This is a genomic window from Streptomyces sp. NPDC058052 (assembly GCF_042885515.1).
Taxonomy (GTDB): domain Bacteria; phylum Actinomycetota; class Actinomycetes; order Streptomycetales; family Streptomycetaceae; genus Streptomyces.
The window spans coordinates 1-19,663 of the sequence record NZ_JBHVRX010000011.1 but is presented as its reverse complement, the minus strand read 5'-3'; the positions used below and the strand labels follow the sequence as shown (position 1 = coordinate 19,663).

Genomic DNA, 19,663 nt, shown 5'->3' with positions numbered 1-19,663 from the left:
GCCGCCCCGTATGAGCGACGCAGCCGAGCGCGGCGGGCCCGGCCGGGAGACCCCCGGCCGGGCGACCGCCGCCCCCCACCACTGGTACGACGACGAGGCGGGACCGGTCGTCCGTCCGTACGCGATGACCCGCGGCCGGACGAGCGCCGCCGGCCGCCACCGGCTCGACCTCATCGCCGTGGTGGTCCCCGAGCCCGCCGCCGACGACCCCGGGCGCGACCAGTCGCTCTCCCCGGAACACGTGGAGATCGTCGAACGCTGTTCCGAGCAGCCCCAGTCGATCGCCGAGCTCGCCGCCGGACTCGACCTCCCCGTCGGGGTGGTCCGCGTCCTGGTCGGCGACCTCGTCGACGAGGAACTCGTCCACGTGACCCGCCCCGTTCCGCCGGCCCAGCTGCCGGACGTGAGCATCCTCCGCGAGGTGATCAATGGCCTTCGGGCGCTCTAGCCGCATGAAGACCCCCGTCGAGCCGGTGACGCTGAAGATCCTGGTGGCGGGCGGCTTCGGGGTCGGCAAGACGACACTGGTCGGCACGGTCAGCGAGATCCGGCCGCTGCGGACCGAGGAGGTCCTCACCGAGGCCGGCCGTCCCGTGGACGACCTGCACGGCGTCGAGGCCAAGACGACCACCACGGTCGCCATGGACTTCGGCCGGATCACCCTCCGCGAGGACCTCGTCCTGTACCTGTTCGGCACCCCCGGACAGGACCGCTTCTGGTTCCTCTGGGACGAGCTGGCACAGGGCGCGCTCGGCGCGATCGTGCTCGCCGACACCCGCCGCCTGGAGGACAGCTTCGCCGCCATCGACTACTTCGAGCGGCGCGGGATCCCCTTCACGGTGGCCGTCAACTGCTTCGAGGGCGCGCGCCGCTACCCGACGGAGACCGTGCGGGCGGCGCTCGACCTCGACCCCGAGGTCGAGCTGGTGATGTGCGACGCCCGCGACCGCGAGTCGGTCAAGAGCGTCCTCGTCGCCGTCGTCGAGCACGCCCTCGTCCTCGCCGACCGGGGCCACGAACCCGTGGCCACCTGAGCGGTACGGCCCCGGCCGCCCTCCGCCTCCCGGACGGGACCCAGGGCTCAGCGGACCGCCACCACCGCCGATCCGTGCCCGAACAGGCCCTGATTGGCGGTGATCCCGGCCCGCGCCCCCGGCACCTGCCGGTCGCCGGCCGTGCCCCGCAGCTGCCAGGTCAGCTCGCACACCTGGGCGATCGCCTGCGCGGGCACGGCCTCCCCGAAGGAGGCCAGCCCGCCGCTCGCGTTCACCGGCAGCGCGCCGCCGAGCCGGGTCACCCCGTCCCGGAGCAGCTTGGCGCCCTCGCCGCGCCCGCACAGGCCGATGTCCTCGTACCACTCCAGTTCCAGGGCCGTGGACAGGTCGTACACCTCGGCCAGCGACAGGTCCTCCGGTCCGAGCCCCGCCTCCTCGTACGCCGCGCGGGCGATGGAGGCACGGAAGGCGTGCGGCGCCGGCGCGAGCGCGGTGGTCGAGTCGGTCGCGATGTCGGGCAGGTCGAGCACCGTCCTCGGGTAGGTGGGGGAGACCGTCGACACCGCGCGGATCCGCACCGGGTCCGGGTGCCCGTGCCGGCGCGCGAAGTCGAGACTGGACAGCACCAGCGCCGCGCCGCCGTCGGAGGTGGCGCAGATGTCGAGCAGCCGCAGCGGATCGGCGACGACGGCCGAGGCGGCGACCTCGTCGGACGTGACGGCCTTCCGGTAGCGCGCCAGGGGGTTGAGCGCCCCCGCCGCCGCGTTCTTCACCTTGACCTGGGCGAAGTCCTCGGGGGTGTCCCCGTACAGGGCCATCCGGCGGCGGGCGTAGAGCGCGAAGTACGCGGGGTTGGTGGCGCCGAGGATCCGGAACCGCAGCCAGTCGGGATCGTCGGGCCGCTCCCCGCCGGCCGGCGCGAAGAAGCCCTTGGGCGTGGCGTCCGCGCCGACGACGAGGACCGCGTCGGCGAGCCCGGCCAGGATCTGGGCCCGGGCCGCGCCGACGGCCTGGGCCCCGGAGGCGCAGGCCGCGTAGACGCTGGTCACGCGTGCGCCCTGCCAGCCGAGGGCCTGTGCGAAGGTCGCCCCGGCCACGTACCCCGGATAGCCGCACCGGACGGTGTCGGCCCCGACGACGGAGCCGATGTCCCGCCACTCCACCCCCGCGTCGGCGAGCGCGGCGCGGGCGGCGGCGGTCCCGTACGAGACGAAGCTCCGCCCCCACTTGCCCCAGGGGTGCATCCCGGCCCCGATGACGGCGATGTCGCTCACGCGCCCTCCTCCGTCTCCACGGGCCGCCACCGCCAGGTGGTCCAGACGTGGTCGGCGTCCTCGTTCAGCACCCCGGGCACCACCTCGACCTCCGTCCCGACCGCGAGGTCCGCGGTCCGCACCCCGGGAGCCGCCTGGCCGAGCACCACCATCCCCTCCGCGGCCAGTTCGACCGCGACGAGGACGGAGGGCTCCCAGGGCACGTCCGGGTCGGAGACGTACGGGGCGGGCGGCCGGTAGCGCCCGTCCGTGTACGACCACACCCGCCCGCGCGGCGGGAGCGGCAGCTCGTCGAGCGTGCCTCCGCCCGCGCAGCCCGGGTTGCGGCAGTGGTCGTCCTCGCGCGGGAAGAAGACCGCCGCGCAGGCCGAGCACCGGGTGGCGAGGAGCCGGAACTCCCCGTCCGGGACCGTGTCGTCGGTGAACCAGCCTTCCACCACCGGCCTGCGCGTCGGTGTCATCTCCGGGACCTCCCAGCGATCTGACGATGTGTCAGAAGTCTGGTGCCGAGTCTGGCACGGGCCTCACGGACGGGGAAGACGTCAGTGCCCGGCCACCGACCTGCGCGCCACCGGGAAGTCGAAGAACGTCGACGGGAACGGCTCCGGCTTGAACGTGAAGTGCCACCACTCCTCCGGCAGGTTCACGAAACCCTCCGCCTCCAGCACGCCCTTCAGGAGCTGCCGGTTCGCCCGCTGCGCACCCGTGATCCGCGGATCGGCGGTGTGCGAGAGCGTGTCGAAGCAGTCGTACCCGGTCCCCATGTCCACCGAACTGTCCGGGAACCGCTCCTCCCGGGGCCCGCTGCACGACGTCAGCTCCTCGCCCGGCACGTACGCGCGCGTGGGCGCCGCCGGCAGCCGCACGACCGTCAGGTCCACCGTCGAGCCCCGGCTGTGCCCGGACTTCTCCGCGATGTAACCGTCCGCGAACAACCGCTCCTTCTCCACCAGCGGATAGAACTCCGCCTTCATCCGCTCGTCCGCCAGGTCCTCCGCCCAGCGCACGAAGTGGTCCACCGCTCGCTGCGGCCGGTAGCAGTCGTACACCTTCAGCGTGTACCCCCGGGCCAGCAGCCGCGTCTGCGCCCGGCGCAGCGCCTCGGCCGCGGGCCGCGTCAGCACGCACAGCGGCTGCCGGTAGCCGTCGATCGGCTCTCCCACGAAGTTGTGCGCCGTCGTGTACCGCATCTCCTGAAGGATCGTCCGGTCCACCGAGTCCAGCGCCACGAACTCCCGCGGCGCCTTCGGCTCGGGCACGGCGACGGCGGGGGAGGCGGCGGCCCCCGCACAGGCGAGCAGGGCGGCCGCGCCCGTGACGGCGAGGGTACGGAAGGCAGAGGCAAGTCCAGTCATGCGCACCGGGTCTACCAGTTCCGCCCCCGCCGGGAAACCCCCGTCGCGTACGGTCCCCCCCGTGACCGACACCGTGCCCGTCCTCCATTCCCACTGCTCGGCCTGCGGCGCCCCCTACGCGGCCGGCACCACCACCTGGCCCCGCACCTGCCCCGTCTGCGCCACCACCGCCTACCGCAACCCCCTCCCCGTCGCCGTCGCCCTCCTGCCCGTCACCTCCCCCCGGGGCACCGGCCTCCTCGCCATCACCCGGGCCATCCACCCCGGCCACGGCGGCACCGCGCTCCCCGGCGGCTTCATCGACCACGGCGAGGACTGGCGCACCGCCGTCGTCCGCGAACTCCGCGAGGAGACCGGCCTGGACGCCGACCCCGGCTCCCTCCGCCTCGCCGACGTCCTGTCCTCCGCCGACCACCTCCTGGTCTTCGGACTGCTCCCGCCCGTCGAGGCCGGCACCCTCACCCCCTTCACCCCGACCCCGGAGACCTCCGGCCGCATCGTGGTCCCGGAACCGCGCGAACTGGTCTTCCCCCTCCACACCGAGGCCATGAGGAAGTGGTTCGCGGGCGCGTACGGCTGACCCTCAGTCCCACCAGAAGGTCCACGCGTCCGCCCCCACCAGGTGCTCCGCGTACGCCCTGAGGTCCGCGCAGTGCCCCTGCCACACGTTGTCCGGGCAGAAGGCGAAGTGCTCGGCCGCGATCGGCAGCGCCTCCTCCAGGGTGGCCGGGGGAGCGGCGACGGAGAGCCGCAGGGTGTCGAACCCGACCGCGAACACCCGCGCCCCGAAGCGCCGTTCCCAGTCGGCGACGACCGCGGCGATCCGACCTGTGTCGTTCTCGTGGTTGGCCGGCCCCGACCAGCCCACGAGGGCGAGCGCCTCCGCCCCGGAGGCGGCCTCGACCAGCCCCAGGCGCGCGTCGGTCCCGAAGGACAGGAACACCTCCGCGGTCTCCGCGGCGTGCCCTCCGGGATCCTCCGAGGGCGTCCGGCCGGGCGCGAGCCCCGGCCAGACCGCCCCGTAGGGGGCGGTGACGGCGAGCCGCTCCTCGGCGGAGAGAGGGTCGTCCTCCTCGTCGACCGAGGTGCACCCCTCCCACCACGCCGCGAGGAGGGCCGCCGGATCGTGCCCGGCGGGACGGGACGACCCCTCCGGGTACAGCTCGCCCGACGCCCACGGCCGGAAGTCCCGCTGCCCCTGCAGCGGTTCGAGCAGCAGCGGCCACAGTCCCGTCCGCGCGTGCACGGCCCGTATCCGTCCCCACGACCCGAACGGCGCGGGCCCGTCGCTCAACCACAACGGCTGTGTCGCGCCGTCCCCTTCGCCGGCCGTCACCATGCGGCCGGCGGGAAGCGGGATGTCCTCGTCCGTGAGGGATTCCAGATGCATGTCCCGCATGCTAGGCGGAGGGTCCGACAACGCCGTCGCCGTCACGAGCCGCCCGCCCTCACACCCCGCCCCGCACCCGCACCGGCAGACCCGCCTCCACCGGCCCCTCGTCCGTCACCCGCTCCACCACGACCCGGTCCTCCACGAGCCGCGACTGGTAGCGCTCGATCTCCGCCGGCTCCCAGCCGTCGCCGCCGTCCCGGACGACCAGCCCGCCGCCCGTCCGGCCCGCCGCCGGCGCCCACACCTCCAGCGCGAGCCCGCCGTCCTCGCCCCGCACCGGCAGGACCGCGCCCGCCCGGGCCAGCACGGGCACGCGCGCGAGGGGCGCGTCGAGGAGCACCTGGCCCGGGCCCTCGTACGCCTCGCCGGTCGCCGTGTCGTACCAGCGGCCGCGCGGCAGCCGCACCGCCCGCCGGTCCGCGCCCCGGTGCAGCACGGGCGCCACCAGCAGGGCGTCGCCGAGCAGGAAGGAGTCGTCGCACTCCCGCAGGACCCGGTCCTCCGGCGTCCCCCACCACACCGGCCGCACATAGGGCGCGCCCGTCATCCGCGCGAGCCGGGACAGCGTCACGAAGTACGGGTGCAGGCGCTCGCGTTCGGCCAGCGCCACGCGCGCGTGCTCCAGCACCTCCGGGCCGAACTCCCACGGCTCCCGCCGCCCCGCGTCCAGCGCCGCGTGCGTCCGGAACAGCGGCAGCCAGGCACCCAGCTGGTACCAGCGCAGGAACAGCTCCGGCGACGGACTCCCGTCGAAACCGCCCACGTCCGGCCCCGAGTACGGCACCCCGCACAGCCCCAGCCCCAGGACCAGCGCCAGCGAGGCCCGCAGCCCCGGCCACCCGGTGGCCACGTCGCCGGACCAGGTGCCCCCGTACCGCTGCATCCCCGCCCATCCCGAGCGCGTGAACAGGAAGGGCCGCTCCTCGGGCCGCAGCCGCCGCAGACCCTCGTGGCCGGCCCGGGCCATCAGCAGCCCGTACACGTTGTGCGCCTCCCGGTGGTCGCCGCCCCGCCCGTCCAGGCGGTGCCGGGCCGACCGGGGGAGCGTCGGGTCACCGAAGGGCGCGAAGGACACCGGCTCGTTCATGTCGTGCCACACGCCCGAGAAGCCCTGCCGGAGCCGCTCCTCGTACAGGCCGCCCCACCACTCCCGTACCGCCGGATCCGTGAAGTCCGGGAAGGCGCACTCCCCGGGCCACACCACCCCCCGCACCTCCTCGCCCCGCGCGTCCCGCACGTACGCCCCGGCCGCACGCCCCTCCTCGTAGAGCACGTTCCCCGGTTCCGCCGCGACCGCCGGGTCCACGATCGACACCAGCCGCACCCCCTGCCCGCGCAGCTCCTTCGCCAGCCCCGGCAGATCGGGGAACCGCTCCCGGTCCACCGTGAACACCCGGTGCCCGTCGAAGTGGTCGATGTCCAGATGGACCGCCGACAGCGGCAGCCCCCGCTCCCGGTACCCGGCCACCACCCGCCGCACCTCCGCCGCGCTGCCGAACCCCCAGCGCGCGTGCTGCGGCCCCAGCGCCCACGCGGGCGGCAGCGCCGGCGCCCCGGTCAGCGCGGCCCAGTTGTGCAGCACGCGCGCGGGGGTCCCGACCACCACCCAGCACCGCAGCGGCCCGCCCTCCATCCGCACCTCGCTGGTGCCCGGCCGGTCGTGCCCCGACCCGGCCCCCTCCTCGCCCTCCGCGAGCGTCACCCGCCCGTCCCAGGTGTTGTCGTGGAAGGCCAGATGCGTGCCCGCGTCCGCGACCACGAACTGCACCGGCATCGTGATGTACAGCGGATCGTCGCCCGGCCCGAACCGCCCCTTCGGATCCGTGTTCCACAGCCGGTACGAGCCGTCCCGCAGCCGCGGCCCCGCCGCCCGCCCGCCCAGCCCGAAGAACCGCGCGTCCGCCGGCACCTCGGCCCGCTGCGTCCACCGCGACGGCCCCCCGGCCACCGGCTCCCACCACCGCGGCGGCAGATCGCGCCGCAGCATCACCCCGCCCGGCGTACGGATCTCCACCGCCCCGTGCCGCGAGACCGCCACCGTCACCCGCTCCGACACCACCCGCCAGCCGCCGTCCGTGTCCGGCTCCAGGACCGCCCGGGGGTCCGGCTCGGGCGCCGGGCCCGCCAGCGCGTACGACGGCTCCGGGCCCGCCCCGTCCCACCCCCAGAACACCGTGCCGCCCGCCGACACGCACACCCGCAGCGAGGACCGGGCGAACCGCACGATCCCCCCGCCCGGCAGCGCCTCCGCCCCGTCCGCGAGCCCCGGCACCCGGGCCCGTTCCGCCCCCCGCGGCGGCAGCCCCGCCGCGTCCGCCCGCCGCTGCCGCCACGCCGCCCGTACCGTCCTGAGCCCCTGCACCGAACCGAACACCCTCACCGAACGCACCAGTCCACGACCGTCCATGGGGGTCACACTGCCACCCACCAGCGGCGTTGTGAGCCGCGTTCAACTGCCGTTCACCCATGGTGGGAGCACATGTTCAACCGGCCGACCACGGGCGGGCTGCCCTGGTGCGAAAGCCGCTCCCATGGCATCGTCCTGTCAGCCGCGTCACGCGCACACCCCCGCACGTGCGCGCGACACACGCCGACCCGCGTACAGCCAGGGAGCCACCCGATGACATCTGCGCCGACCGAGCCGACCGAGCCGCTCTGGCAGCCGGACGAGGAGCGCATCGCCCACGCCGCCGTCACCCGCTTCCAGGCGTGGGCCGCCGAGCGCCACGGAGCACCCGCGGAGGGCGGGTACCCGGCGCTGCACCGCTGGTCCGTCGACGAGCTGGAGACGTTCTGGCAGGCCGTCGCCGAATGGTTCGACGTCCGCTTCTCCACCCCCTACGCGCGCGTGCTGGGCGACCGCTCCATGCCGGGCGCCGACTGGTTCCCCGGCGCCACCCTCAACTACGCCGAGCACGCCCTGCGCGCCGCCGAGGAGCGCCCCGAGGACACCGCGCTCCTCCACGTGGACGAGACCCACGACCCCGCCCCGACCACCTGGGCCGAACTCCGCCGCCAGGTCGGCTCGCTCGCCGCCGAGCTGCGCGCCCTCGGCGTCCGCCCCGGCGACCGCGTCAGCGGCTACCTGCCGAACGTGCCCCAGGCCGTCGTCGCCCTGCTCGCCACCGCCGCCGTCGGCGGCGTCTGGACCTCCTGCGCCCCCGACTTCGGCGCCCGCTCCGTCCTCGACCGCTTCCAGCAGGTCGAGCCGGTCGTCCTCTTCACCGTCGACGGCTACCGCTACGGCGGCAAGCAGCACGACCGCCGCGACACCGTCGCCGAGCTCCGCGCCGAGCTTCCCACCCTCCGCGCCGTCGTCCACATCCCGCTCCTCGGCACCCCGGCCCCCGAGGGCGCCCTCGACTGGGCCGACCTGGTCGCCGCCGACGTGGAGCCGGTCTTCGAGCGGGTGCCGTTCGCCCACCCCCTGTGGGTCCTGTACTCGTCCGGTACGACGGGACTGCCGAAGGCCATCGTCCAGTCCCAGGGCGGCATCCTCGTCGAGCACCTCAAGCAGCTGGGCCTCCACTGCGACCTGGGCCCCGAGGACGTCTTCTTCTGGTACACGTCCACCGGCTGGATGATGTGGAACTTCCTGGTCTCCGGCCTCCTCACCGGCACCACCGTCGTCCTGTACGACGGCAGCCCGGGCTACCCGGACACCGGCGCCCAGTGGCGCGTCGCCGAGCGCACCGGCGCCACCCTCTACGGCACCTCCGCCGCCTACGTGATGGCCTGCGCCAAGGCCGACGTGCACCCGGGACGCGACTTCGACCTGTCCGCCGTGAAGTGCGTCGCCACCACCGGCTCCCCGCTGCCGCCCGACGGCTTCCGGTGGCTCCACGACGAGGTCCGCGAGGACCTGTGGATCGCCAGCGTCAGCGGCGGCACCGACGTCTGCTCCTGCTTCGCCGGAGCCGTCCCCACGCTGCCCGTGCACATCGGCGAGCTCCAGGCCGCCGGCCTCGGCACCGACCTCCAGTCCTGGGACCCGTCCGGCAAGCCCGTCGTCGGCGAGGTCGGCGAGCTCGTCGTCACCAACCCCATGCCGTCCATGCCGATCCACTTCTGGAACGACCCCGACGGCAGCCGCTACCGCGACAGCTACTTCGAGATGTTCCCCGGCGCGTGGCGGCACGGCGACTGGATCACGATCACCGACCACGGCTCGGTCGTCATCCACGGCCGCTCCGACTCCACCCTCAACCGCCAGGGCGTCCGGATGGGAAGCGCCGATATCTACGAGGCCGTGGAACGGCTCCCCGAGATCCGGGAGTCCCTCGTCATCGGCCTGGAGGAACCGGACGGCGGCTACTGGATGCCCCTCTTCGTCCACCTCGCCGACGGCGTGACCCTGGACGACGAGCTCACCGCCCGGATCAGGAGCACCATCCGCGGCGAGCTGTCGCCCCGCCACGTCCCCGACGAGATCATCGAGGTCCCGGGCGTCCCGCACACCCTCACCGGCAAGCGCATCGAGGTCCCGGTCAAGCGCCTCCTCCAGGGCACCCCCCTGGAGAAGGCCGTCAACGCGGGCTCGGTCGACAACCTCGACCTCCTGCGCTTCTACGAGTCCCTCGCGGCCTCCCGCCGCGCCTGACGCGCGGAAGGGGTGCCCCATGGCGGGGCGCCCCTCCACGACGGGACCGGCTCAGCCGGGCAGCTGACCCGCGCGTGCCACGGCCGCCTTGGCGAGCACCGCCGTCTGGCTGAGCACCGTACCGGCGGGCCCGGCGTCCGAGGCGGTCACGAGCACGGTCCGCTCCCCGAGGAAGGCGGACGTCGACCGGTCGAAGACCCACTGGGTCCGCTCGCCGCCGGCGGTACGGGCGACGGCCACGCCCTCCCGGCCGGCCGCGTCCCGCGCCGACTCCACCGTCACGACGCCCGGGATCCGCGCGGCCGCCTCGAACAGCGCCGCCGTCACCTCCGGCGGCGCCCAGGTCTCGGCCAGCAGCGTCCCGATCGCCGTGAACGCCCGCTGGTCCGCGTCCCCGCCACCGGTACGGGTCTGCTCCCGCACCAGCCGCAGCAGCGCCCCGGGGTCCGTCGGCAGCCCCGCCACGAAGGCGTGCGTCGGAGCGGTCACCGACGGCTCCTCCGGTTCCAGGAACGTCTTCCGGGGCTCGGCACCCCGATGCTCCAGCTCGTACACGGGCAGCCGCGGCGACAGCTCCTCGTCGGCCGCCCCCTCCTCCCGCAGCAGCCCGGCCCGGCTCCCGTCCGCCGACAGCCACACCTGCCGCCGGTGCACGGGTTCCACGACCGCGGCCCCGCCGCCGGCCGGACGCCCGGCCCGGGACACCAGGCTCTCGACGTACACGTACTGCTCCGGCCGCGCGTCCGGCGCGGGCGCGGCGGCGGCGGCGAGCGCGGCCCGCGAGAGCACCGCCGAGGCACCCTCGGCCCGCACCGCCGGGCGCTGGTCGCGCGGCTCCGGGGGAGCGGCGACGAGCACCGCCCCGGCGGCGATGCCGCACACCACGGCGGGCACGGCGAACCGCACCGCCTTCCGGGTCCACCACACCGCCGGGCGCGAGGGCCGCGCCGCGGCCATCAGGGTCCGCCGCAGCTCCCGCTCCCGCTCGGGCGCGAACTCCGGCACGGCGGGCGGGGGCAGCAGCTCCGTCAGCTCGGCGCGCAGCGCGTCCTGAGGACGGGGATCGATGTCGTTCATGCCGGCTTCTCCGGTGAGGTTCGGGGGACGAGGACGGTACGGCCCGCGCTCACGGGCAGGGGGGCGCCGGACACGGCGGTGGGCGGGGCCGTGCGAGGGGCGACGGGGGAGGCGGCGTGCTCCGGGACGGGACCCGGGCCGCCGGCGTCCGGGCGCCGGCCGCGTCCGCGCCGTCCGGAACGCAGCTCCGCCTCGGCGAGCGCCCGCAGCCGTTCCCTGGCCCGCGAGAGCCGGGACCGCACCGTGCCGACGGGGATGCCCAGCGCCTCGCCCGCCGTCGCGTAGTCGAGCCCGGCCCACACGACGAGCCCGAAGACCTCCCGCTCGCGGCGCCGGAGCCGGCCGAGGGCCACCCGCGCCGCCCGGAGCCGTTCCTCGTCGGCGAGCCGCGCCGCCACCGCGTCGCTGAAGTCCGGCAGCACCCCGCGGTCGGGCATCCGCGCCAGCGCCGCGTCGCGCCGCCGCGCCTCCCGCGCGGCCCCGCGCAGCACGTTCGTCGCGATGCCGAGCAGCCACGGCCTGAGGCTGTCGCCCTCGGCGTGGACCTTGCCCCGGCAGCGCCACGCCTCCAGGAAGGTCGCGGACACGGCGTCCTCGGCGGCGGCCCGGTCGCCGCACATGCGGTACGCGTACTGGAAGAGCACCCGTGCGTGCGCGTCGTACGCCTCACCGAGCGCGGAGGGATCCCCGGCCCGGAAACGTTCTCTCATCTCTTGTTCCACACCGGGTACTGACCGCCGGTTCGCCCGGGTTCCCGTGACCCGCGCCACACCACCCGCCCCCTGTGTCCCAGGTCACGGGAACTCCGCCCGTCCCCGGGCCAGTTCCCTGCATGAGCGAGAACACGACGCCGCGATCCGTGCCCCAGGCCATCGGATCCCCTGTCCAGAAGACTGGTTCCCACCTCCAGAAGACTGGATCCATGATCCGGAATCCTGGATCCACGAGCCAGGACACACCCGCCGCGATCCGGACCGACGGGCCCCGGATCCGTCCCGCCCTCCCCGCCCTCGCCCTCGTCGCCGCCCTCACGGCCGCGGCCTTCACCGCCCCGCCCGCGGCCCCGGCGTCCGCGGCGCAGAACGAGACGGTCACCCTGACCGTCCGCCACCTCGACCGCACGGGCGCCCCGACCGATGCCTACGCGACCCACGTGACCGGCATCTCCGGGCCGGGCGAGGACGTCAGGGAATCGCCCCACGACCCCTCCGGCACCCTCACCCTCCGCCTTCCCAAGGGCCGTTACCTCCTCGACTCGGAGGTGTACCCCCTGCACCAGGGCGCCGGCACCGACTGGCTCGTCCAGCCCCGCCTCGACCTCGACCGCGACACGACCGTCACCATCGACCCCCGCACCACGTCGGCCGTCGACGTGCGCCCGCCCGAAGCGGGTGCCCAGCCCCGGCACGCCATGTCGTTCGTCGAGGTCAGCCACGGCGGACAGACCCGTTCCGTCAACCTGATGTCCTCGGCGGCGGGCCTGCGCGTGGCCCACCTCGGCCCCGCCGCCGAACCCGGCTCCGTGACGGCCACGTTCGACGGCTACTGGATCGGCGAGCGGTCCGACTACGGCCTCGGCTACCGCTTCACCTCCGGCCACGCCCTCACCGGCTTCGTCCGCAGGCCCACCGCCGGAGACCTGGCCACCCTCAAGGCCGCCGCGGCCGACCGGGACGGCGCCGGCGGCGTCGGCGTGGCCGCGATCCAGCCGTCCGAGGGCACCACCGTCGGCCTCACCAGCGAGCTCGTCCGTCCCGGCACCGCGACCTTCCACGTCACCCCCGAACGCGGCACCTGGGACCTCTCGTACAGCACCCCCGGCACGCCCGGGGCACGGCCCAACCTGTACGAGGCGCGGGACCTCCAGGTCCGCCCCGGCGCCACCACCACCCACACCTTCGACAACGACGTTCGCGGTCCTGCCCTCGACACCACCCCCGACGCGCCGCCCGCGCTCGTCCGCGACGGCGACCGGATCGCCCTCGACCTGCCGCTGCTGGCCGACGGCGAGGGCCACGCCCCCTCCGACCCGGTCTTCCGCTCGGCCGCCACGACCCTCCACCGCGACGGCGTCCTCGTCGGCACCCACCGGGGCACTCCGGGCCGGGCCGTCTTCCCGCTCAACACCCCGGACCCGGCCCGCTACCGGCTCACCGCCACCGCCCTGCACGGCACGGGCACGACCGCGGGCCGCACCACCGCCGTCTGGACCTTCGACTCCGCCGCGACCGCGGCCCCGACCGCGCTCCCGCTGAGCGTCGTCCGCTTCACCCCGCGGCTCGCCCTCGACGGCACCGCGCCCGCCGGGACGGCGGTCCGCGTCCCGGTCACGGTCCAGGGCCCCGCCGGCGGGCCGGGCCCGCGGTCCCTCCAGGTCCGGGTCTCCGTCGACGGCGGCGCCACCTGGACCGAGGCGCCGGTCACCGACGGCGCCGTCGAGATCCGCAACCCCGCGCCCGGGGGCACGGTCTCGCTGCGCGCCACCCTCACCGACACCGGGGGCAACACCCTCGACCAGACCCTCGGCAACGCCTACCGCACCCGCTGACCACCCACCCACGCGCGCGTGAGCCCGCCGCCCGGCCGTTCCCCGGCCCGGGCGGCGGGCTCACGCCGTCCGGGCCTCATCCCCCGTACGTCGCCTGCGCGTCCCCGAGCACCTGCGCGAAGTCCGCCGCCAGCCGCTCCGCCGCCTCCGGCAGGAGCATGGACGTGGTGATCCGTACGGCGGGCGGAGCGTCGATCCGGAACCGGGCTCCCGCCGCCACCCACCAGCCGTGCGTCCGGAGCCCGTTGACCACCGCGGACTCGTCCCGCACCGGCACCCACACGTTCAGGCCCCCGGCCCCGACCGCGCGGATCCCGCGCGCGCCGAGCGCGTCGATCAGCGCCCCCCGCCGCTCGGCGTACGCGGCCTCCCCCCGCGCGACGAGCCGTGCCACCTCCGGATCGGAGAACAGGCGGACCACGGTCTCCTGGAGCACGTGGCTGACCCAGCCTGAGGTCATCAGCATCCGGCCGTCGTGCCGGGCGAGCGTCACCGCGTCACCCGTCAGCCCGGCCCACCGCAGGTCCACGCCCAGCCGCTTCGAGACGGTGCGCACCTGCGCCCACCGGGCCGGTCCGAGCGCGGCCACGCTGGGCGCCGGCGGCGCGTCGAGCTCGGCGAGATAGTCGTCCTCGATCACGAGGACCTCGGGGAACTCCCGGAAGAGCTCAGCCAGTTCGTCCCGCCGCGCGGGAGTGAGCGAGGCCCCGGTGGGGCACTGTGCGCGGGGGCTGAAGACGACCGCCCGCACCCCGGCCCGCAGCGCGGTCCGCACCGCGTCCGGCGTGATGCCCTCGCCGTCGACGGCCACCGGCACCATCCGCAGCCCCAGCGCGGGCACCAGGTCCAGAAGATGGTGGAATCCGGGATCCTCGACGGCCACGGCGTCCCCGGGCCGCAGCTCCACGGAGAGCAGCCGGGCGATGCAGTCGAGCGCTCCGTGCGCGAAGGTCACCCGCTCCGCCGGCACCCCGTCCCGCCGGAACCACGCGCGGGTCAGCTCCTCCAGGGCGGCGAGCCGGGGCGCGGCCCGGTGCGAGCCGTAGACCGGCCGGACGTCGCCCGGCGGGTGGAGCACCGGCAGGAAGGCGGGATCGGGCAGGCCGCTCGCCAGGTCCGTCAGTCCCTCCGGCATCCGGGGAGGGCGCCGGGACGCCACCGAAGGCTCCTCCGCCACGACCGTCCCGCCCCGGCCGCGGGTCACCACGAGCCCGCGCCCGCGCAGCTCCTTGTAGGCGGTCGCCACCGTGCCGGGACTGACCCCCAGGTCGTCCGCCAGCTTGCGTACGGGAGGCAGTGCGTCGCCCGGGGCGAGTTCGCCCTCGGCCACGCCGCGTTCGACGGACGCGGCAATCCCCTTGGCCGTCGTTCCCTCAATGGAATATTGTGTTGCCACGTTCCAAATTATGTATCGATACATAACTCGCGTCAAGGGGGAATCGCGTGAGCCGCCCGTCCTCGTGGCACCGCACCGCACTCGACCGCATCCCCGGAGGCCGTGACGGCCGCCGGATGCTCGTCGTCAGCATCATCGACAAGACGGGCACCGGCCTCTGGGCCGGCTGCACCGCCCTCTACTTCACCTACGTCTCCGGGCTGAGCCTCGCCCAGGTCGGCCTCCTCATGACGGTCTCCGGAGGCGTCGGCATCGCCGGAGCCCCGCTCGCCGGCCTCCTCGCCGACCGCTTCCCCCTCGTCCGCGTCATCGCCGCCACCCAACTCATGCGCGGAGCCACCCTCCTCGCCCTCCTCACCACCGACCACGTCCTCCTCCTCACCCTCTACTCCGCCCTCGGCGCCCTCCCCGACCGTGCCGGCAGCGTCCTCATCAAGCTGTACGCCGCCCGCCAGGCGGGCACCGAACGCGTCCGCTACCAGGCCATCCAGCGCACCACCGTCAACATCGGCTGGTCCATCGGAGGACTCGGAGCCGCGGCCGCCCTCGCCACCGGCTCCGCCCAGGCGTACACCTACCTCCTGGTCGGCAACGTCCTCTCCTACCTGGCCATCGCCGTCCTCACCCTCCGCTGCGCCGAGCCCCCCGCCCCGTCCCGCGTCGCCGCCACCGGCGCCGACGCCCCCCGCGCCAAGCCCGCCGGCCCGTGGCGCGACCGCACCTTCCTCGGCTACACCGCCACCGACGCGGCGCTCTACCTCGACGACACGATCCTCCAGGTGGCCATCCCCCTCTGGATCGTCCACGCCACCGACGCCCCCGTCGGCCTCGCCCCGCTCCTCCTCGTCCTCAACACCGTCCTCGTCGTCCTCTTCCAGGTCCCCCTCGCCCGCTTCGCGACCACCACCCCCGCCGCCCGCCGTCTCCTCGTCCCGATCGGCGGCCTGTTCGTCATCGGCACGCTCGCCCTCGCCGCCTCCGCCGCCGGCGGGCGCGCCCTCGCCATCACCGCGCTCGTCGTCGCCGTCGTCGCCCTCACCTTCGCCGAGATCGTCCACGCCACCTCCTCGTGGGAGCTCTCCGTCGCCCTCGCGCCGGCCGACGCCCAGGGCGCCTACCTCGGCGTCCACGGCCTCGCCCAGTCCACCCAGCGCTTCGCCGGCCCCCTCCTCGTCACCGGCGTCATGACCGTCGGCCCCCTCGCCTGGCCCCTGCTCGGCCTCGCCCTCGTCGGAGCCGCCGCGGCCCAGCACCGCCTCATCCGCGACCGCGTCGCACCCGCCCAGCCATCACTGTCAGTGGCGAAGGTTACGGTGAGTGAGCACTGATCGACCGTGATCGGAGCGCCACACCCGAGGGGGAGCCATGACGACCACCACCACGACCCGCCTCCGCCGCGCCCTGCGCCGCGAGATCCCCAGCACCGTCGGTCTCCTCGCCGACGAGCAGGACTTCGCGGCCATGCGCCGCTACCGCACCTTCGCCTTCGACGACCACTCCACCTACCTCAAGGAGGTCGAGGCCCTCCTCAAATCCCTCGCCCGCCAAGGCACCCACACCACCGTGGCCCTCTTCGACCCCGACGAATACGTTTCCTACTGCGCCGAGACCGGCCTCGACCCCGACCACCCCACCAGCCGCTGCCGCTTCACCGACCACCTCGCCACCGCCGGCGCCCGCGTCACCTACACGGGACAGCCCCTCACCGTCCTCCTCCCGGAGCTCGCCGACACGGCCGTCCGCCGGGCCACCTGGGAGTACGCCACCACGGTCCTCGCCACCGCCGGAGACTGCCCCGACTGCGGCGCGGACCTCGGGCGCGACGCCTTCGACCGCGCCACCCGCCTGCTCCTCGGCCTCCTCGACGGCGCGGGGACGGGCACCCACCACCTCGTCTGCAGCGTCCCCGCCGCCGACGACCACCTGCTCGCCGTCCTCCACACGACCCGGGACGAGCACGGCACCAGCCACCACGACCCCACCGCCGCCACCGAGTTCACCGCCGTGCTCGCCGCCGGGATCGTCCTCGCCTCCCCGGGCGGACTCGTCCTGCGCGCCACCCGCCCCGGCCGCCCCGACCGGCTCCACGGCTGGCGCCTCGCCGACGGCACCCTCAGCCCCCTCACCGAGGCCGAGGTCTTCGCCGCCTACTGCACCGACGCGCGCACCGGCGAACCCCTTCCCCCGGAGCACGGCGTCGACCACCGCGCCGGCTTCCCCCTCGGCCCCGGCCCCCACGAGCACCGGCCGGGCGGCCACTGACCCCGGACACGACGGAGGGGCTTCCCGCCACCAGGTGACGGGAAGCCCCTCCGGACCACGCGCTACGACTCCGGGATCACTCCCCGGACAGCACCGCCTGCGCGGCCAGCCGCGCCTCGTGCGCCGTGTCCGCGGCACGCGCCGCGGACGCCGCGCGCTCGCACTGCGCGAGCGTGTACTTCGCCAGCGTCGCCCGCACGTACGGGATCGACGCCGCGCCCATCGACAGGGAGGTGACCCCCAGACCGGTCAGCACGCAGGCGAGCAGCGGATCCGAGGCCGCCTCGCCACAGACACCACAGCTCTTGCCCTCGGCCTTGGCCGCCTCGGCGGACAGCGCCACGAGGTCGAGCAGCGCCGGCTGCCACGGGTCCTGGAGCCGGGACACCGCACCGACCTGACGGTCGGCGGCGAAGGTGTACTGCGCCAGGTCGTTGGTGCCCAGCGACAGGAACTCGACCTCCTGGAGGATCGAGCGGGCCCGGAGCGCGGCGGACGGAATCTCCACCATCGCGCCGAACTTCGCGCGCAGCCCCGCCTCGCGGCACGCGTCGGCGAACGCCTTCGCGTCCGTCCGGTCGGCCACCATCGGCGCCATGACCTCCAGGTACACCGGCAGCCCCTCGGACGCCTTCGCCAGCGCGGTGAGCTGCGTCCGCAGCACCTCCGGGTGGTCGAGCAGCGACCGCAGACCGCGCACGCCGAGCGCCGGGTTCGGCTCGTCGACGGGCGTCAGGAAGTCGAGCGGCTTGTCGGCGCCGGCGTCGAGCACCCGCACGACCACACGGCCCTCGGGGAACGCCTCCAGCACCTTGCGGTACGCCTCGACCTGCTTCTCCTCGGACGGCGCCTTCTTGCTGTCGTCCAGGAAGAGGAACTCCGTACGGAACAGACCGACGCCCTCGGCGCCCGCCTCCACCGCGGCCGGCACGTCGGCCGGACCGCCGACGTTGGCGAGCAGCGGCACCTTGTGCCCGTCCGAGGTGGCGCCGGGGCCGCTCGACGCGGACAGCGCGGCCTTCCGCTGCTCGGCGGCCTTCGTCAGCGTCGCCTTCTTCTCCTCGCTCGGCTCCACGAAGATCTCACCGGTGGAACCGTCCACCGCGATCTGCGTGCCCTCGGCCAGCTCACCGGCGCCGGGCAGCGCCACCACGGCCGGCACCCCGAGGGCGCGCGCCAGGATGGCGCTGTGGCTGGTCGGCCCGCCCTCCTCGGTCACGAACCCCAGCACCAGCGCCGGGTCGAGCAGCGCCGTGTCGGCCGGCGCCAGGTCGCGGGCGATGAGCACGTACGGCTCGTCGCTGTCCGGGACGCCGGGCATCGGCACGCCGAGCAGCCGCGCGACGATCCGGTTCCGCACGTCGTCCAGGTCGGCCACCCGCCCAGCCATGTACTCGCCGGCACCCGCCAACAGCTCGCGGTAGTGCGAGAAGGCGTCGTAGATACCGCGCTCGGCCGTGCTGCCGACCGCGATCCTGCGGTCGACGTCGGCGATAAGCTCCGGGTCCTGGGCGATCATCGCCTGGGCCTCCAGCACCGCCTGGGCCTCACCGCCGGCCAGATTGCCGCGCGCGATCAGGTCCGCGGCCACGGCCTCCACCGCCTGACGGGCGCGCCCCTGTTCGCGCTCCGCCTCCTCGGCGGGAATCTGCTTGGCGGGCGGCTCGAGAACCGCCGTACCCATGTGCCGCACCTGGCCGATCGCCACTCCGTGGCTGACCCCGACGCCTCGCAGCGTTGTCTCCATCTCACCTGTCTCCGATAGAGCGGCGGCCGGTGCCGCCGCGTTGAATGCGTACTCGCGGCCGTCCTGACGACGGACCGGGCTCAGCTCCAGTCGAAGAGCTGGTCGCCGGCCTTCACGTCGCCGTCCTCGCGGACGTCGGAGAGCGAGTCGGCCGTGGCCTCGAGGGCGACGACGGGACAGATGGGGGACTTGCCGGCGGCCTCGACCTCGGCGGGGTTCCACCGCACGACGGCCTGGCCGCGCGACACGGTGTCCCCCTTGTTGACGAGCAGCTCGAAGCCCTGGCCGTTGAGCTGGACGGTGTCGATGCCGAGGTGCGTCAGCACCCCGTGTCCCTCGCCGTCCACGACGACGAAGGCGTGCGGGTGCATGGAGACGATGACCCCGTCGATGGGGGAGACCGCCTCGGAGGGCTCACGTACGGGGTCGATGGCGGTGCCGGGCCCGACCATGGCGCCGGAGAAGACCGGGTCGGGAACGTTGGCGAGACCGATGGCGCGTCCAGCAAGTGGCGACGTCACGGTTGTCATGGGAAGCCTCCCAGGGGCGGAGATCGTGTGGCGCCGCCACACCTGTCCTGGGCGGCGCGTACTGTTCAGAAGCGTAAGTCATAAGAAGTCCCAGTTCCGCACGAGACGTACCAGTTGGCGGACCTAGGGACTACCGGAAACGATTTGCCTCTACTGACGGTGGGATGTACTGTCGTACTCCTGCCTGACCCCAACGCGGCTTTGAGTCGTGGGTCGGCAGCACCATCAAGCCAGATCCTAGCCCCAGTGGTCTACACCTCTGCCTGCCCCGGTTCCTTCCGGAGAGCGCGGGGGAGTGGTCAGGGGGACGGAGAAAGCCTGGTAATGTTTCAACCCGCCGGAAGGCCCCGGGAAAAACAATTCGGGACCGGAAAGCACCGAGGAAATCGGGTCGGAAAGATCTGATAGAGTCGGAAACGAAGGAAGCGCCCGGAGGGCCTGGAAACAGGAACGAAGGAAGCGTCCGCACCTTGAGAACTCAACAGC

The 19,663-nt window shown here is 74.7% G+C and carries 17 protein-coding genes; 7 read left to right on the top strand and 10 right to left on the bottom strand.

What is annotated here, in order from left to right; genetic code table 11:
• The first annotated feature begins 10 nt into the window (after positions 1–10).
• Positions 11–448 carry a DUF742 domain-containing protein gene (locus tag ACFVU3_RS17335; protein WP_390066970.1) on the top strand — a complete coding sequence of 146 codons (438 nt, stop codon included), beginning with the start codon at positions 11–13 and terminating at the stop codon, positions 446–448.
• Positions 429–1,034, top strand: coding sequence for an ATP/GTP-binding protein (locus ACFVU3_RS17330; protein WP_390066968.1), 606 nt, complete (start codon positions 429–431; stop codon positions 1,032–1,034). Before ACFVU3_RS17335 ends, ACFVU3_RS17330 begins: the two co-directional genes overlap by 20 nt.
• 47 nt (positions 1,035–1,081) lie before the next feature.
• On the opposite strand, the gene ACFVU3_RS17325 is transcribed toward ACFVU3_RS17330, so the two are convergent.
• The 3 genes from ACFVU3_RS17325 to ACFVU3_RS17315 all read right to left on the bottom strand — a co-directional run bounded on the left by ACFVU3_RS17325 (position 1,082) and on the right by ACFVU3_RS17315 (position 3,624).
• Positions 1,082–2,269 (bottom strand): lipid-transfer protein, encoded by a 1,188-nt coding sequence (locus tag ACFVU3_RS17325; protein ID WP_390066966.1) that lies wholly within the window; start codon positions 2,267–2,269, stop codon positions 1,082–1,084.
• Positions 2,266–2,730, bottom strand: a complete 465-nt coding sequence (locus ACFVU3_RS17320) for a Zn-ribbon domain-containing OB-fold protein (protein ID WP_390066964.1) — start codon at positions 2,728–2,730, stop codon at positions 2,266–2,268. The genes ACFVU3_RS17325 and ACFVU3_RS17320 overlap by 4 nt, the downstream gene beginning before the upstream one ends.
• 81 nt (positions 2,731–2,811) lie before the next feature.
• Positions 2,812–3,624 carry a M15 family metallopeptidase gene (locus ACFVU3_RS17315; RefSeq protein ID WP_390066963.1) on the bottom strand — a complete coding sequence of 271 codons (813 nt, stop codon included), beginning with the start codon at positions 3,622–3,624 and terminating at the stop codon, positions 2,812–2,814.
• Between ACFVU3_RS17315 and ACFVU3_RS17310 the strand changes: the two genes are divergently transcribed.
• Positions 3,623–4,204: an NUDIX domain-containing protein gene (locus tag ACFVU3_RS17310; RefSeq protein ID WP_390066961.1), complete on the top strand. Its 582-nt coding sequence runs from the start codon at positions 3,623–3,625 to the stop codon at positions 4,202–4,204. The genes ACFVU3_RS17315 and ACFVU3_RS17310 overlap by 2 nt on opposite strands.
• Positions 4,205–4,207: 3 nt before the next feature.
• Here ACFVU3_RS17310 and ACFVU3_RS17305 read toward each other — a convergent pair whose 3' ends face one another.
• Together ACFVU3_RS17305 and ACFVU3_RS17300 are read right to left on the bottom strand one after the other, a co-directional pair.
• On the bottom strand, positions 4,208–5,014 hold the full coding sequence (locus ACFVU3_RS17305) for a DUF4253 domain-containing protein (RefSeq protein WP_390066959.1): 807 nt from the start codon (positions 5,012–5,014) through the stop codon (positions 4,208–4,210).
• Between the two features lie 58 nt (positions 5,015–5,072).
• Positions 5,073–7,424 (bottom strand): glycoside hydrolase family 31 protein, encoded by a 2,352-nt coding sequence (locus tag ACFVU3_RS17300; protein WP_390066957.1) that lies wholly within the window; start codon positions 7,422–7,424, stop codon positions 5,073–5,075.
• 213 nt (positions 7,425–7,637) lie between these two features.
• On the opposite strand from ACFVU3_RS17300, the gene ACFVU3_RS17295 reads away from it, so the two are divergent.
• Positions 7,638–9,617 (top strand): acetoacetate--CoA ligase, encoded by a 1,980-nt coding sequence (locus ACFVU3_RS17295; RefSeq protein WP_390066955.1) that lies wholly within the window; start codon positions 7,638–7,640, stop codon positions 9,615–9,617.
• 51 nt (positions 9,618–9,668) lie between these two features.
• Here ACFVU3_RS17295 and ACFVU3_RS17290 read toward each other — a convergent pair whose 3' ends face one another.
• Positions 9,669–10,694, bottom strand: coding sequence for a CU044_5270 family protein (locus tag ACFVU3_RS17290; protein ID WP_390066953.1), 1,026 nt, complete (start codon positions 10,692–10,694; stop codon positions 9,669–9,671).
• Entirely contained in the window at positions 10,691–11,404 is a 714-nt protein-coding gene (locus ACFVU3_RS17285) for an RNA polymerase sigma factor (RefSeq protein ID WP_390066951.1), read from the bottom strand. Before ACFVU3_RS17285 ends, ACFVU3_RS17290 begins: the two co-directional genes overlap by 4 nt.
• 212 nt (positions 11,405–11,616) lie before the next feature.
• Between ACFVU3_RS17285 and ACFVU3_RS17280 the strand changes: the two genes are divergently transcribed.
• Positions 11,617–13,242, top strand: coding sequence for a serine protease (locus ACFVU3_RS17280; RefSeq protein ID WP_390066950.1), 1,626 nt, complete (start codon positions 11,617–11,619; stop codon positions 13,240–13,242).
• 76 nt (positions 13,243–13,318) lie between these two features.
• Here the strand turns inward: ACFVU3_RS17280 and ACFVU3_RS17275 are convergent, their stop codons facing one another.
• Positions 13,319–14,638 (bottom strand): aminotransferase class I/II-fold pyridoxal phosphate-dependent enzyme, encoded by a 1,320-nt coding sequence (locus tag ACFVU3_RS17275; RefSeq protein WP_390066948.1) that lies wholly within the window; start codon positions 14,636–14,638, stop codon positions 13,319–13,321.
• Positions 14,639–14,685: 47 nt separating this feature from the next.
• Between ACFVU3_RS17275 and ACFVU3_RS17270 the strand changes: the two genes are divergently transcribed.
• Positions 14,686–15,966, top strand: a complete 1,281-nt coding sequence (locus ACFVU3_RS17270; RefSeq protein WP_390066947.1) for an MFS transporter — start codon at positions 14,686–14,688, stop codon at positions 15,964–15,966.
• 37 nt (positions 15,967–16,003) lie between these two features.
• On the top strand, positions 16,004–16,900 hold the full coding sequence (locus tag ACFVU3_RS17265) for a hypothetical protein (protein WP_390066945.1): 897 nt from the start codon (positions 16,004–16,006) through the stop codon (positions 16,898–16,900).
• A gap of 76 nt (positions 16,901–16,976) precedes the next feature.
• Here ACFVU3_RS17265 and ptsP read toward each other — a convergent pair whose 3' ends face one another.
• Together ptsP and ACFVU3_RS17255 are read right to left on the bottom strand one after the other, a co-directional pair.
• A complete protein-coding gene (gene ptsP, locus ACFVU3_RS17260) occupies positions 16,977–18,647 on the bottom strand; it encodes a phosphoenolpyruvate--protein phosphotransferase (protein ID WP_390066943.1) in 1,671 nt (556 codons plus the stop codon).
• A gap of 80 nt (positions 18,648–18,727) precedes the next feature.
• The gene (locus ACFVU3_RS17255) at positions 18,728–19,177 is read right to left on the bottom strand and encodes a PTS glucose transporter subunit IIA (RefSeq protein ID WP_390066941.1); all 450 of its coding nucleotides are present in this window, start codon (positions 19,175–19,177) and stop codon (positions 18,728–18,730) included.
• Positions 19,178–19,663 lie beyond the last annotated feature (486 nt).

What these genes read in the sequence shown, in the direction of transcription:
- ACFVU3_RS17335 (WP_390066970.1), top strand. Translation starts at nt 11, where the DNA reads ATGAGCGACGCAGCCGAGCGCGGCGGGCCCGGCCGGGAGACCCCCGGC.
- ACFVU3_RS17330 (WP_390066968.1), top strand. Translation starts at nt 429, where the DNA reads ATGGCCTTCGGGCGCTCTAGCCGCATGAAGACCCCCGTCGAGCCGGTG.
- ACFVU3_RS17320 (WP_390066964.1), bottom strand. Translation starts at nt 2,730, where the DNA reads ATGACACCGACGCGCAGGCCGGTGGTGGAAGGCTGGTTCACCGACGAC.
- ACFVU3_RS17310 (WP_390066961.1), top strand. Translation starts at nt 3,623, where the DNA reads ATGCGCACCGGGTCTACCAGTTCCGCCCCCGCCGGGAAACCCCCGTCG.
- ACFVU3_RS17315 (WP_390066963.1), bottom strand. Translation starts at nt 3,624, where the DNA reads ATGACTGGACTTGCCTCTGCCTTCCGTACCCTCGCCGTCACGGGCGCG.
- ACFVU3_RS17305 (WP_390066959.1), bottom strand. Translation starts at nt 5,014, where the DNA reads ATGCATCTGGAATCCCTCACGGACGAGGACATCCCGCTTCCCGCCGGC.
- ACFVU3_RS17300 (WP_390066957.1), bottom strand. Translation starts at nt 7,424, where the DNA reads ATGGACGGTCGTGGACTGGTGCGTTCGGTGAGGGTGTTCGGTTCGGTG.
- ACFVU3_RS17295 (WP_390066955.1), top strand. Translation starts at nt 7,638, where the DNA reads ATGACATCTGCGCCGACCGAGCCGACCGAGCCGCTCTGGCAGCCGGAC.
- ACFVU3_RS17290 (WP_390066953.1), bottom strand. Translation starts at nt 10,694, where the DNA reads ATGAACGACATCGATCCCCGTCCTCAGGACGCGCTGCGCGCCGAGCTG.
- ACFVU3_RS17285 (WP_390066951.1), bottom strand. Translation starts at nt 11,404, where the DNA reads ATGAGAGAACGTTTCCGGGCCGGGGATCCCTCCGCGCTCGGTGAGGCG.
- ACFVU3_RS17280 (WP_390066950.1), top strand. Translation starts at nt 11,617, where the DNA reads ATGATCCGGAATCCTGGATCCACGAGCCAGGACACACCCGCCGCGATC.
- ACFVU3_RS17265 (WP_390066945.1), top strand. Translation starts at nt 16,004, where the DNA reads ATGACGACCACCACCACGACCCGCCTCCGCCGCGCCCTGCGCCGCGAG.
- ptsP (WP_390066943.1), bottom strand. Translation starts at nt 18,647, where the DNA reads ATGGAGACAACGCTGCGAGGCGTCGGGGTCAGCCACGGAGTGGCGATC.
- ACFVU3_RS17255 (WP_390066941.1), bottom strand. Translation starts at nt 19,177, where the DNA reads ATGACAACCGTGACGTCGCCACTTGCTGGACGCGCCATCGGTCTCGCC.